Genomic DNA, 14,675 nt, shown 5'->3' with positions numbered 1-14,675 from the left:
GTCTCGATTTGATACGTAGCAATTTGTTTTCTTATGCTCAAGTTACTTTGTTTCGTCTTTAAGTTTTTTACGACGAATAAGTTCTGCTTCTGAGGGTTTATCCTGTGCGAAAGACCCTACCCTAACCTCTCCTGCTCGCGCATAAGAGGCAACAATAACCCCACTTGGGGAGACTCCACTTTCCAACAATTTGAACCCAGCCGGGAGCGTACCTTTATCAAATAGACGTTTGCCACCTCCAAGCGTGATAGGAAATATTTTTAGCCAAAATTCATCGATGAGGTCCTGCTCCAGAAGTGTTTGAATAAGAATACCGCTACCATAAATTTGCAATTCAGGCCCGTCCTCCGCTTTAAGCCTTCTAATTTCTTCATTAATGTTTTCATTGATAAGAACAGAATTCGGCCAACTAAGAGTCCCAAGCGTTGTCGAGACAACGTATTTTTTTACACGATTGAATTTATCTGCGATCGGGTCATCTTTTATATAGGGCCAATAAGCAGCGAATATCTCATAGGTTTTTCTGCCAAGCAATAAATCAAAGGGGTGTCCCATTTGTTTGTCCATCACTTTGCCAAGGAACTCCTCAAAATAAGGAAAGACCCAGCCTCCATGTTTAAATCCTCCCGTGGGATCTTCTTCTGGGCCGCCAGGAGCCTGCATGACTCCGTCAAGAGTTATAAATGATAAAACAACTATCTTTCTCATACTATTTTCCCTCATAACCTAATGAGAATACGACATTGAATTTCCTTAGATATATCATTAATTCTTATCTATGGAAACTTGGCTTTCGCAGCGTCAATGTCGATTTCTAGAAAATTATTAATTTTAATTATTGCTGGACTTACAGGCTTTGAAAACTGAATATCAATATTAGTTTCTGCATTAGTTGCTGAATTGATTTCTGAAGTTCTAGTTACTGTAGTTTCTTCGCTTAGTTCCAAAGGGATCTTCTCTGCACTTGTTTTTTCTGAAGTTAAAAAAAATATCATGTATTGTAAGGTTGCTTTAATCGATAATTCTTCATAAATTCTTAAATACAAGTATAAACCTTGTAAATATCCGTCAACATGGTGACCAATTTGGGCGTGACAAAAAATACAAGGCTCTACCAGACTGATCGTAAAATGCATGATCATTTTTTTGATCATTTTTCCTGCCGGATTTACTGTCGTGGTTATCGTTTCTGTAAAAAGTTTTTGGTAAATATAAAAGGTCTTGTCTTGTTCAGGGTCATAATAAACACCTTTCCAAAATTCTCCCTCTTCAAAATCAGCATCTTTAATTAAGTCATTACCATACAAGAGTTCAACCAGGTATTTTAAATGTTCAAATTTACCAGGCTTGCAGTATTGAATCGTCACAATTTTATCTTTCTCAATCGCGATCTCCTTGCCGTTTATTTTGAACGCCAATAAGGCTGTTTTGTTCAATAACTTATCTTCAGGAATTTTAACTTCAAAGAACCCATTTTCCTCGACATCAGAAAACTCTAATGGAATAAATTGAACCGGTTTGTTAATGGTCACATCTTTAATATTAATCTTCTCCACATGAAGATAAATACCCTGGGTACTGCTGGTTAAACCGAAATTGGACTTAACACGGGGTATTTTATCAATGGATCTTTGAGGATTATTCGGATCTTGAACTTGTTCCCAAATATCAAATGGCGCATTAACAAATTCAATGCCAATGGCTCTGCTATTAGTAATTTCCCCATGAGGAACATTGGCCGCGATATCAACCATTTGAAAGATAGTACCTTTGTTATCCTTAATATTCCCAATCAAAAAGTGTGCGGGCACATTGAAAGCAGCTGAAGCATCCATGTTCATACCGGCTGTTTCGTGTAAAAGAATTTGCGTAGGTCTGCCGGCTCCTCTGGTAGATAAGCTTTGTAAGTTAGAATTTTTCCAATTTTTAAAATTAATATTCGTATCAGTAATGGGATATTCTTCAGTAAAAGCAACCAATGTATTTTCATTAGCCGGTTTATATTCAGAATATTTTCTTTGCGTTACCTTATTGGTGGCATTACTCCATACCAGTGCTGATTCACTTTCTACTGAAATAACATAATTGCTATCTACTTTTAATGGACGATCGTTATCAATTGGAAAGTCCGTGATATTAGGCTGATTTCTATGAAGTTCGATATACCGTTGAGCAAGAGTACCATGAACTTCAAATACTTCCGGATTTTTGGTCATATCATAATTTTTCTTATTAAAGAAAAAAACAACATAGTGGCGATCAATTGCTGACGTATTTTCATAGGAATCCACTCTAAAATATCCTGATTTTGAAATCAGATTAATTACATCATCTTTCATAAAATGCTTCCCCGAGGAAAAAAACTCATTTTCAGCATCATCAAAAGCATTGCTGACTTCCTCGCCATAATTATCCATTTGACGAACAGCAGGTGCTACTGGGCCGACCATAATCGAATTCCCCTCTTTTAAATCAACTTAAATCACGACTCAATTGTGCTCTATAAAACTTTCAAAAAATAAATAACTTGTTTATACCGGAGGTTCCTGTCTTCCCGTAAGAGGATTATAAGTGACCTTAACGGGTACTACCTGATCCGTAGGCAGTATTTCTATCCATTGATCAAACACCTGAAAATTTCTATCAGGATTATTGGGATCAGGATTCCCGGGATCATAACGAAAGCTTCCTTGCAGAGGATAAAAGCCATATTCATAGACTTTATCAATCGGGGTTGCTGAAACTTTATCATCATCATGAATTTCTGCCCCTTTAGGATAATGATCCGTTTTATTGGATTCTTCATGTTTTTGTGCAACTTGAGTACACAAAAAGCGAATGGCATCATTAATAGTTACTTGGGTATGGGATCCTACTTCATCCGCCGGATCAATGGCCAATAATTTAGCTTTGATTTCGTCCAATTCAGATTGTGGTGCGGCATATGCAGCATCCAAACCATCAGCCCCTTCCACATTGACATTTTTTAACCAATTTATCGCTGCACGTTCTTTGCCGGGACGAATCGGGATAACTGCCTTGACCCAAGGCGCATTGAGAAATGCATTTCGCAAATTATCTCCATCCAATTGCAATAACCATCCAAGAGAACTTCCCATTGGCGCGGGTTGTGACTTATCAGTAATTAAATAATTATCTTCTCTTGCCACATTATCTGACCAATTTACCGAGTCCGCCGTCAAACTTTGAAAATCACCTACTCCCAAATATTGACTGAATTTTTTACGTGGTTTCCACCATTCAGGAGCAACAAAATAAAGCATTTTATTGACATCAAAAATAGAATTAATTAATTCGGATAATACATGTAAGGTTTTAGGTTCTGTTTTTACCTGATAATGAATATCGGTCATCAAGGATTTAATCAAACGACGATAAACAATAATACGTTCTTCTTCTCGTAAATCTTCATATTTACGTTTGGTAATATTGCTGGCCATCTCGATTCGTTCTTTAGCAGCGGCCAGAAAAGCTTGTCGCGTTTTCTCAGCATTAGCAATATCAATATCAACGGCTGCAGCCTTTTTGGACGCATTACTTGCAGCAATTTCAGCAAGTTTTGCTGCTGAGGTAGTGTAATGCAGTGTCCCTCCTACAACAAAATCAATTCGCTCATCCCATTCCAATCCGTCTGGTGCAGTGATAACCCCTATTTCAATTTGTGAAAAATCTGGAGTAAATTTGCCATTAAAAGCCCAAATCGCATTTTCAGAATCTTCACCACTATGTGAGACATATTTAATATTAATATAACGATCAGGATAATTTGATTTTTGCAGTTCAAAACCATCAGGAGGAGGTGGAACTGGAAAAGTAGTCAAGGGAACAAATCCTAATTCAGGAAAATCTTTATTATTCTTTCTGTTATCACCAAAATCCCAAACAGCTTGCGCAGTAAAATTAGTTGATGTATCCGGAGGAGGTACAGTTTCTGTTATGACTGGTTTAGGAATTAAATCAGCAGGCTTGGCAATATGCACTAATGTAGACAATCCTAAATCCTCCCCGGGTTCATCAACAAAAGTTTCCCAACATAAAAAACTACCAATATCCTGAACCTGAACCCCCACCTGACGCATTTTTCTACGTAATTCATAATTAATCAAATCAGGGGTATTATTGGATAGAACATAACGTTTGCTAGAAGTATTCATTTCTTCAGTGATGGTTTTAAAGGTAGATTTGAAATTTTCCCGAATTTCTGAAGAAAGTTTTTGCGTTTGTTCACGCATTTTTATATGCGTTGTTTCTCGTGCTGTCTGTTGCGTTCTATCCATATTTAAACTACCCGTAGCAGAAGCACTGCCTGTTCCCCATGATTGGTTAACAGTAGTTGAAAAACCTAATTTTAAATCGTTTTTATTCTCCTGTTTTACAGCTTCGCTGATTTCATCTTGATCAGTGGTGCTTTTTTCCGTCTTTGTAATCGATTCATATTCAGTTTCATATGTTTTTTCAGTAATTGTTTTCCGTGTACTGATTTCAATGAGCTCTACTGTGGATCCTGGGGCTAACCAAACATGACCTGTCGGTGAGCCAAGAAACGTATCAAATTCAAAAAAATACTGTCGAAATAAGTGTACGATACCTAACGGTGATAAAGAGACATTATCGATATCTTTTTTAGGATCAAACGTCAGGTAGGGGTCTTTGTAATCCTCAGAATAGTTCTTTACAATGGCCCAAAATGCTTCCTTGCTGTTGTATTTGGCATTGGAATAAAATATTTTATTCAATGGAGCAACAGATTGATTATTAACCAATTCCATAATAACTCTTGCAATAATCGATTCAATTTTCAATTGAGTAACAAGTTGCTGATAAAGATCTTCCTTACGTTGCATAACCCGTTGAAATTGTCCGTCATTCGTCTCGCCGGGATTCGATCTTAAAGTACCAACCCGCTCACATTTGTCATGGAATTCTTCCTTATAATGGTTGAAAACATGTTCATGAAGGATACGTTTTAAATCATTATCCGCAATAAACTGACGCCATTCATCAACATTTTTAACTATTTTTTTTTGTAATCTTCTACGCAGCTCTTGTAATAAAATGGAGCGTTGATTAAACAATTTACCCGAAGGTGAGAACTCCCCCAAATCAAAATGAGGATTTTCTAACAGGCAACTCCGTAAATCAACGTCTGCTATGGATGTTTCACTTACAAAATGTTTCGTCAGCTGATCCAGCAAAAATTCATTTTGTAACTGGGCAAATTTCTCTATACGCTTCAATATTCTTTTTGATTTCCAGCCAATTAATGGTTGATATACTCCAAACATTTCACTCGAATAAGGAAGAATATTCTTGAATTGATCATAATTGGTTATTTTTTTCATGCTGATAATCCTCCATGATTAATCGCATTACTTAGGGGTTGGACAACTTATTTGTGGTATCCTATCCATTAAAATTAGTTCAAAATAATTCCATTTTCCACACTTTTTAAGCTAAATTCAGAATTTATCTGAAATCTTTCGATCCAAAGTTTCAATCCAATTATTAGGACCTCTACTTTGCTTCTCCTAAGATGATAAAAACTATGCAAATGCCCAGGTAATTTGTCCACCTATTGCAGTTGTTTGGGTATGGGTATGTCCTTTAAGAGCAGTCAACGGAGTGATAAGGTTCACTGACATCGGGTTAAAGAACGAATGTCCCACCCCAACATCATATCCTAAGTGCTCATCTTGTTGATAATGAGCCCCTACAGCCAAAATGGTAGCGCTCCCCACAGGATCAGCAATACCCCTGTCTCTATCATTTGAGGGAGTGCTCATAAATTGAAGCCCGCCACGGAATAATATTTTTTCAGTTGCCTTATATGTAGCCCCAACTGCATAATCAAAACAATTGTGATAATTAAAAGGAATTGTAACTGGAAGTGTTATTCCCATCGGCGTTTGCGTATTTTCCATGGTTATTTGTTTAAAGGTACTCCAATGGGTGTAAAAGACAGTGGCCATTCCTGTCCAACGTTTTGTGAAATCATGTTGCAAACTCAATTCGCCTCGGGCGGGTAAAGCCGCTTTTGTTTTTTGTTGATTGGTACTGAAAACGACAACTTCGGGTCCGACTGCAGGTGCATGAACCGTACTATGTCCCGTTGTAGTAAGTGAGATTCTAGAATAATAGCTTAAACCAATCCGGGTTTCGGGTGAAAAATCAAATAAAGCCCCCCCATGCCAGCCATACCCCCAGCCACTTAAATGATTTTCTAGTCTTGAATCAAAAGGAAAAGAAACAGGAGGGCCATACATATTATTTAGGGTGAATGATAGATGCAGCGCATCGAATCCCGCTCCAAGAGAAAAACGATCGGTTATTTTTACCCCTAAGCTTGGACCTGCATCAATTCCCACAACTTGAGCACGCGTAGTAGCATAACGCGCTATAGCGGAACGTGTAGAACCATAATTCGTACCCAATCCAAATGGAGTCGTTAAATTAAAACCAAAAGATAGGCGCTGGTTTAAAGGGGCAGAATAATAAAATGATGGCAGAAAAGCCTTAATTTGGCTCTTTGCTTCACCAGATTGAACGACAGGGAATGGAAAGGGAAATGTTGGGGTCGTTGCAGTTCCTGTGAATCGAGCCGTGCCTATTATACCCAATGCATTACCGACTATTTGTTGATGAGTCAGTTTAACTAGCCCCGCCGGATTTGTATACGCCGTACTCGCATCACTGGCTGCAGTAGCCCAATCGGCATAAGCCACCCCTAATCCTGCCGTGTTAACAAAAGGCAGATTAAAATCGGACGTCGCTAATACTGGTGAAGCCATGAAGAATGAAGAAAGCGTTAGGTATAAATGAGACCGACGCACGTTTTACTCCTTTAAATTTTACTATCCCTTAGTAAATTGATAATTAGCTCTATTTCTTCTGTCATCGGCCTACAGTGTTCTATTCTTGGAGAATACTGACGAACCGTGTGATAGATAGATTGAGCTTTTTTACTTGCTTTTTCAATACCCCGTAACTCAAGGGCCTGGGTTGCAGCGAGAAACAAAATTGCGGTGAGACGTTCCAAATTAGCAACTGATTCTTGAAAATCAAAAGCAGCATGAGTTCCTAAACTATTCACATCCTGATTATCACCCTCAGTAGGTAAAGTAAAGGACTGATGTGATTGGGCAAATTTACGATTTTGTACTGCAAGTGCTGCTGACAACAACTGCATGGAACGAAAGCCATTATGCGTTTCTGGATTGGGTACTAAATTCACTGGTAAATTATGATTCTTGCGGGGATGAACTAAGTTTGCAAGTAGTGCATGCATCCATGTAGAAGCCTGGGCAATATTCATTTTTAAAATATCACACGCATCAGTGATATAATAGCCCATAAAATTTGCACTATGATGAATATTATTCGCAGCAACATCAATGACAGGATTATCATTAACAGAGTTCATTTCATTTTCTATCCATCGAATCGCACGTTCTAAGTTTTCTTGAAATGGGCCAAATCCTTGAGGAACCGAACGAATAGAATAATAATCTTGCACTGGTTTATAGGTATAATCGGTTGTGCGCAATTCATCTAAATCGGTCAATAACTGACTTCCTTCCCAGAAATCAATAAAAAATTGATTAATGGCCGTTTCGCCTTTTTGATTTTTCAGTTGATGCACCATTGGATGATAAGCACTACTTATTACCAGTAAAGACTCTAAGGTCATCGCAATTGCCGCTAACATTTGTTTGAATAACCGATGTAAGTCATAAACTGCCAAACTCGCGATTGCAGTCATAAAGGATGTACCATTAATGAGAGCAAGACCATCGCGCATGACAGGTTTATAAGCCTTAAGTCCAGCTAATTGAATTGCCTCCGGTGCCCGCATTACTTTATTTTGATAAATTACCGCAACGGGTTCTCCAATAAGCGCTGCAGCAATCATGGAAAGAGGAATCAGATCACCACTGGCGCCAATAGAACCATAACACCGAACCACAGGAGTAATACCCGCATTTAGAAAATCTAACAACGAGTTAATCAGGGCGGGATGCACCCCTGAATAGCCTTGCGCCAGACAATGGGCGCGCAGCATCATCGTCACACGAACGATATGAGGTGCGACAATTGCTCCCAAGCCGCAAGAAAGGGAGCGAATAATGTTTTCTTGTCGCTCATTAATTGATTCATAGTAATCCAGTTCTTCAGTATCTTTTATAGCGGCGTCGATATAGCGAACCTGATCCCCAAAATTTGTATTAACACCATAAATGGGAATTCTCGAATCAACATGAATTTTCAAAAATTGATATGAAGCTTCGATGACCTCAGTAGCCTGGGGTGGTAAAGCAACCGCAGATGAATAATGTGACACTGCTTGCGAAGAAGCAATGGTCAAGCGACAACCCTGGCCAATCGTGACAAGAGATAGTTCTTTTTCACTCGTGTTCGCTGTAGATATGTTGGAAGGATCAAGTAACTTTAAATGTTCCAAGCTTAACTCCATTTCTCATAAAATTCATCATGAATTGAACTTAGTGTGTTCTTTTTTGGAATACTTTTCAATAAAAACTTAATACTTTATTTTGAACGAGGCTTTAAGAAACCTAGGTGGGATATATCTCTTCACCTAGGTCAGCCTCATAACTAGAATGGCAACTCAAGTTTGGCATCCAATAAATGCATCTGTTTTTTGAACAACTCCTGAATTTGTTCCAAATTATGTTCATCTTCCGCTTCAAAACGAGCAACGAGACAAGGGGTGGTATTCGAGGCACGCAATAGCCCCCAACCCTTATCAAATTCCACACGTAACCCATCAATGGCAATAACACGTGCTTGAGGCGGAAATTCTGCCATTTCATTAAATCGTTTCATAAACTGGAATTTTTCATCATCCGCAATGGCAATTTTTAATTCCGGAGTATTAACACTATTAGGAATTACTTCAAATTGTTCACTTACGGTCTTATTCGAAGCACTAAAAATTTCGAGCAACCGACAAGCACTGTAGAGTGCATCATCAAATCCATACCAACGATCTTTAAAAAACAAATGGCCACTCATTTCCCCAGCCAAGGCGGCTCCTTCTTGTTTCATGATGTGCTTCACAATGGAATGACCAGTAGGACACATTTTTGCTACACCGCCCGCCTCTTTGATTACCGATTCTAAATGACTGGAGCATTTCACATCAAACACTATAGTAGCTCCGGGACGGCGTGTTAATAATTCCCGAGCATAAAGCATCATCAAACGATCAGGCCAAATCATTTCCCCTTTGTTCGTGACCAACCCGACTCGATCGGCATCACCATCAAAAGCTAAACCCAAATCTGCTTTATGTATTGCTACCGCAGCTTTCAGATCAGCTAAATTAGCCTCGACAGTGGGATCAGGATGATGATTAGGAAAGTGCCCATCCACATCGCAATAAAGCTCAACCACCTCACAACCTAATTCACGAAGCACTTGAGGTACAACAGGACCAGCGATACCGTTCCCGCAATCAACTACGACTTTTAAAGGGCGTTTAATTTTTATATCACTTATAATCCGTTCTTTGTAAGTAGGCAATATATCGAATGCGACATCTTTACCTTGGCCAGTGATGCGTTTTCCTTCATGAACCATCCGATACAAGACATCAATATCTTCTTGCATTAAAGTCTTACCCAACAACACCATTTTGATGCCATTGTAATTCGCCGGATTGTGACTTCCGGTTACCATCAATCCACAATCGATACTTTGAGTATGAACCGCAAAATACATCACCGGGGTAGGAACGGCCCCTAAATCAAGTACTTCAATTCCGCTATCGAGTAATCCTTGTTTTAAAGCTGAAGACATAGCCAAACTGGTAAGGCGACCATCTCGTGCCAAAAAAATTTGCTGACGTTGTAACTCACGTAAATAACAGGCTAACGCCAATCCAATACTGTAGAACGCATTTTCATCCAATTCCTGGCCAATTATGCCTCTAATATCATAAGCCCTAAATACAGAGCGAGAAACTTGCTTTTGCTGATAGTTCATTTTAATGCCTCCCCGAACTACCAAACCCACCATCCCCTCTAGAGGTTTCAGTAAATTCAGCAACTAATTCAAAAGCTGCTTGTACAACTGGAATAAAAACCAATTGCGCAATACGCTCTCCAGGGTTCACAGTGAAATGCTCCATTCCTCTGTTCCAACACGAAATCTTAAGTTCCCCTTGGTAATCAGAATCAATCAGTCCAACTAAATTACCCAAAACGATACCATTTTTATGTCCTAAACCCGAACGGGGTAAAATGACAGCCGCTAATTTGGGATCAGCAATATAAATGGACAGACCGGTTGGCAACAGCACCGTCTCTTGTGGTGCAATTTGAATCGGCTCATTAATACAAACACGCAAATCGAGCCCGGCTGAACCATCGGTCGCATAAGCAGGCAAGGGAATTGTGTCTCCTATTCGAGCATCAAGAATTTTTAATTGAATCGCTTGCGTCATAATCTTTCCTATTAACATTAATGCGCATCATTTTGCAGAGTTGCAGCAATGATTGCAATGATTTGTCCTGCCAATCGCGTTTTATGGGTTAAGGGCAGCTCGATTTGCTTGCTTTTTGTAATCAAGGAAACTTGATTCACCTCACTTTCAAATCCTAGTCCTTTGCCTACTGCGTTAGCCACGATCATATCCAGTTTTTTATGCTGTAATTTTTCGGTGGCATAATGTAAAACATCCGTTGTTTCTGCAGCAAATCCAACTACATAAGAGGCCTTAGCTGAATCCACAACACCACTTAAAATATCAGGATTCTTTATCAATTTTAGTGTCATTTCATCTTGATTTTTTTTCTTTATTTTCTCAGAAGCTGGTGACTCAACCCGATAATCGGCAACAGCAGCTGTTCCTATATATATACCATCTGCTGGCATTTCCCGCATTACAGCATCCAGCATTTCCTGTGCAGACTCCACTTGAATCCGCTTTATGCTCGCCGATGCCTGTAAAGAACTTGGCCCACTAATCAAAGTAACTTGTGCTCCAGCCATTGCAGCAGCTTCTGCTAGCGCATAGCCCATTTTTCCAGAGCTGTAATTGCTGATATAGCGCACTGGATCTATGGATTCACGGGTGGGTCCAGCAGTTACCAGTACTTTTTTTCCTACTAACAACTGATGGACCTCATGTAAACGTAAAGCACTCATGATTTGTTCCACTTCACTTACCCGCCCAAAACCTTGTTCACCACACGCTTGAGAACCTTCTTCAGGCCCCACAAAAATAACACCGCGTGTCTGTAACAGCTTACAATTGGCTTGGGTCGCGGGATGAGCCCACATACTGCGATTCATAGCGGGACAAACCAGTACGGGAACTTCGGCTACAAGATATAAAGTAGAGAGCAAATCATCAGCGATACCTTGTGCTATTTTGGCAAGACAATTGGCAGAAGCGGGTGCAATTACCAAATAATCGGCCCAACGCGCCAATTCAATATGTCCCATAGCCCGCTCTGCCTGGGCATCAAATAAATTCGTACGTACCTCATTTCCTGATAAAGCTTGCATGAGTAAGGGACTAACAAATTCCTGGGCCGATTGGGTCATCACCACTTTAACCTCGGCACCGGCTCGAGTTAACTCTCGAATCAGGTAAGCTGATTTATATGCGGCGACCCCACCACAAATCCCAAGAAGTACTTTTTTCCCAATAAAATCTTGCATGGTTCAACATTTTTGATAAGAATAGCCTCGATCAAAGCATAAACTTCGCAATAAAGGAATAGAAAAATGACGATCGTCCAATCAACACGGCAGTTAGATCTGCGTGAAAAATTGCTTACCCATGGTGCACAAAGTCTTTCAGACCCAGAGTTACTCGCAATTTTTATCAGTTCGGGTAGTAATAAAAAATCCTGTGTTCAATTAGCATTTGATCTCCTCAAGCATTTGGGGGATTTACGCGCCATTCTTAATGCAGATAAACAGAGTTTCAAGCAGATACATGGTTTGGGAGACGTACGCTATGCCCAATTACAAGCAGTCAAAGAAATGTGCCGTCGCAGTGATTACATTCAATTGCAAAAAGACACCCAAATCACCAACAGCAAACAAACCTATGCTTATTTAAAAAAGCGGATGCGCGATTATAAAAATGAAACTTTTGCAGCTCTTTTTCTGGATAATCAACATCGCATCATAGCTTATGAAGAACTTTTTTCTGGCACAATCAATACCGCAACGATTCATCCAAGACCCATCATAGAACGTGTCTTACAACATAATGCTGCCGCCATCATCCTTGCTCACAACCATCCATCAGGTCTATCTGATGCAAGTCATCAAGATATTGTCGTCACCGAACGTATCAAAGAGGCTCTTGAATTAGTTGATGCTCGCTTACTTGATCATTTAATCATTGGTGACAATGAAGTGTACTCTATCTTCGCCGAAAGCAAATCAATATGCTGTAATTAAACCCCTGGTGGGGTGATGCAAAGCTTGGGATGAAACAAGGAAAGCAGAGAATTTATGAAGGAAAAGAGCTAAGCCCCAGAAGCAACGCTCAAGAGAACGTAGAGAAGGCAGCTACCATCTGATCTCACGCCTACAGAATCCCAAGGTATGCTCAGCAATTGTATGCAGATTGCGCCTCTTTCATCTGTTGTCGCTCTGAAAATTCTCGCAATTGCTCTTTAGAAATCGTAATTTGATATTTTTCATCCGAATGGTAATTAGTCTCAATAATAAACGTAAATTTTTTATTTTCATTTACCGGCTTATCCGGTTCGTAAGGGGTTATTTTTTCAACCAAGTGATATCCGTCATGCAAGGATTTGCCAAAATTGTGGGTATGACCAAAACCTATCTCCTCACTGAGTGTTTGTATACTTAATCCCGCTAAATACTTTACTGCCAAATCGAGATCGCCTTCTGTAACTTCCGATTGACGCATTTCAGAAAATTTATCTTTAAACGAATTGCTTTTATCTTGGGTATTTCCTTCCATTGAGGAGGGAAAATGGTGTCGTTGCAACGATTGGAGTTTGGAAAATAATTCTGTATTTCGTGAGGAGGTGTGGGTAATGTTCCTTTTTATAAAACTAGTACTGCGCTCACTTTTTATAAAGTCACAATCTTTTTGTTGAACAACAACATTAGCAATTTTATCAATATGGGAAATTGATTGACCGACATGCGTACTCATTGTATCGAGTATTTTACCAAGTGTCAGGGGTTCACTGGGTTCGTACTTAGCATAATAACGCGCTATCTCTGTAGCTATATGAAAAGCTTTATCCTTGTCTGTTTTTAGACTCCTTTGATTCACCTCAAGTGCCTCAATAAAGGCTTTATTATATTTGTCTATTTCTTCTTGTTTTGGCTTTTCAAGTTCCATATTAAGCCGATAGTCTAGTGCATTGTAAAGATTTGCCTCATTTTGGAATTTGGTAAGAACATTATCTACGGTAGGACGGAATTTACGCAATATTTCACCAGCATAGGCCCATTCGTTAACTGAGCTTTTACTTTCCCATGTATTCCCATGTATATGTGACATGACCCCATTATTAGCGTAATAGGTATTTGCAATTTGATTTATTATTTTTATTTGACAATGCCATTCCTCTGGAACAGGATAAGCACCAAGGGAAAATGCTTCTGTAAGTGATTGGTCGCCTGCAACTCCGCAGACATCAGACAAACGCATCAAATCAAGTGTGGTATCGTGAGTAAAGCGATTTCTTTGGAATACTCTAAACTCCCTACCCTCCGCATTTGTTTTATCTAAAATAATCTCTTTATGTGGCTTATCTGAGTCTTCAGTATAAAAAACAAGCTTGCTATATCCCAGTTGTTTTAACTTATCTTGAAAATCTTTGTCTTCTAAAGCCTCTAATACCACTTGATCCTTGTCGTTTTTATCCGAAGCACTTACAAAATAGTTTGCGTGTTTTCCTTCCTCATTACTTGCCGCAAATACAGTGGCTGCTCTTTTATAAGAATAGGGGAAGTTATAATAGGAAAAAGCAAAACTGTTCTTTTTAAGAAATACTGAAGCGTCATCACTTTCACTACCTAACACTTGTTTTTTTAACATCGGATCCAATCCGTTAAGGATTTTTGCTCGAGCTTCTAATTTTGCGGCCGGATTCAAATGTGAAAATTCTTTTAAATTAGGTTCAATTAAAATTCCAGGATAATCTTCTCCCACACCCACATTACCACTTAAATTAATTATGGGATCCTGATAGTCTTTTTTCTCATAAAGTCCATATTCCCCAATAAAGATTTTGGGACAGGTATTTTTTTTATAATATTTGTTCAATGAGTCATCATAAATAGCTGTTTCTACGGCAAGTTGCGCACTCTCACATAACTCACGGAGTGAATAATGACTCGTCATTTGTGTGTTAACCGTTTTAATTTTAGGATGAGTGACTTGCTCTAAAAAGTCAGGCTCAATCTCGATTATTTTTTTTATTGAATCTGATCTTGCCAAAACGTAAACTGGAGCATCTGGATATTTTTTGGAGAGAAACTTAGCAATTTTAATTCCTAAAGATACATCACCATAACCATTTTGATCGATCATGTGTAATACTATTGGACCTTTAAAATCTGGTTTGCCTTTAAAATCAGGTTTAAAAACCTCTTCAGCCCGTATCATAATTAGAAACTACAAAAAAGCC

10 protein-coding genes are annotated in these 14,675 nt (G+C 39.0%); 1 reads left to right on the top strand and 9 read right to left on the bottom strand.

Annotation, left to right across the window (positions count from 1 at the left end; translation table 11 throughout):
• Positions 1-42: 42 nt before the first annotated feature.
• From HBNCFIEN_RS02025 to coaBC, 8 genes are all read right to left on the bottom strand, one after another.
• Positions 43-708: a dihydrofolate reductase family protein gene (locus HBNCFIEN_RS02025; protein ID WP_182392489.1), complete on the bottom strand. Its 666-nt coding sequence runs from the start codon at positions 706-708 to the stop codon at positions 43-45.
• 68 nt (positions 709-776) lie between these two features.
• Entirely contained in the window at positions 777-2,450 is a 1,674-nt protein-coding gene (locus HBNCFIEN_RS02020; protein WP_182392488.1) for an N-acetylmuramoyl-L-alanine amidase, read from the bottom strand.
• 81 nt (positions 2,451-2,531) lie between these two features.
• Complete coding sequence (locus HBNCFIEN_RS02015; protein ID WP_182392487.1) at positions 2,532-5,363, bottom strand: peptidoglycan-binding protein; 2,832 nt, start codon at positions 5,361-5,363, stop codon at positions 2,532-2,534.
• 201 nt (positions 5,364-5,564) lie between these two features.
• Positions 5,565-6,851 carry an OmpP1/FadL family transporter gene (locus HBNCFIEN_RS02010; protein ID WP_182392486.1) on the bottom strand — a complete coding sequence of 429 codons (1,287 nt, stop codon included), beginning with the start codon at positions 6,849-6,851 and terminating at the stop codon, positions 5,565-5,567.
• Between the two features lie 11 nt (positions 6,852-6,862).
• Entirely contained in the window at positions 6,863-8,479 is a 1,617-nt protein-coding gene (gene hutH / locus HBNCFIEN_RS02005; protein WP_255464302.1) for a histidine ammonia-lyase, read from the bottom strand.
• Positions 8,480-8,631: 152 nt separating this feature from the next.
• Complete coding sequence (locus tag HBNCFIEN_RS02000; RefSeq protein WP_182392484.1) at positions 8,632-10,023, bottom strand: phosphomannomutase/phosphoglucomutase; 1,392 nt, start codon at positions 10,021-10,023, stop codon at positions 8,632-8,634.
• A gap of 1 nt (position 10,024) precedes the next feature.
• Entirely contained in the window at positions 10,025-10,483 is a 459-nt protein-coding gene (gene dut, locus HBNCFIEN_RS01995) for a dUTP diphosphatase (RefSeq protein WP_182392483.1), read from the bottom strand.
• A gap of 17 nt (positions 10,484-10,500) precedes the next feature.
• Entirely contained in the window at positions 10,501-11,706 is a 1,206-nt protein-coding gene (coaBC, locus tag HBNCFIEN_RS01990) for a bifunctional phosphopantothenoylcysteine decarboxylase/phosphopantothenate--cysteine ligase CoaBC (protein ID WP_182392482.1), read from the bottom strand.
• Between the two features lie 66 nt (positions 11,707-11,772).
• On the opposite strand from coaBC, the gene radC reads away from it, so the two are divergent.
• Positions 11,773-12,459 (top strand): DNA repair protein RadC, encoded by a 687-nt coding sequence (gene radC / locus HBNCFIEN_RS01985; protein WP_182392481.1) that lies wholly within the window; start codon positions 11,773-11,775, stop codon positions 12,457-12,459.
• A gap of 151 nt (positions 12,460-12,610) precedes the next feature.
• Here radC and HBNCFIEN_RS01980 read toward each other — a convergent pair whose 3' ends face one another.
• On the bottom strand, positions 12,611-14,653 hold the full coding sequence (locus HBNCFIEN_RS01980; RefSeq protein ID WP_182392480.1) for a hypothetical protein: 2,043 nt from the start codon (positions 14,651-14,653) through the stop codon (positions 12,611-12,613).
• Positions 14,654-14,675 lie beyond the last annotated feature (22 nt).

Origin of the sequence: Legionella sp. PC997 (assembly GCF_014109825.1) — a bacterium.
In the GTDB taxonomy this organism is placed as follows: domain Bacteria; phylum Pseudomonadota; class Gammaproteobacteria; order Legionellales; family Legionellaceae; genus Legionella.
The sequence above is the reverse complement of the archived record's forward strand: the minus strand, read 5'-3'. Positions and strand labels throughout refer to the sequence as shown.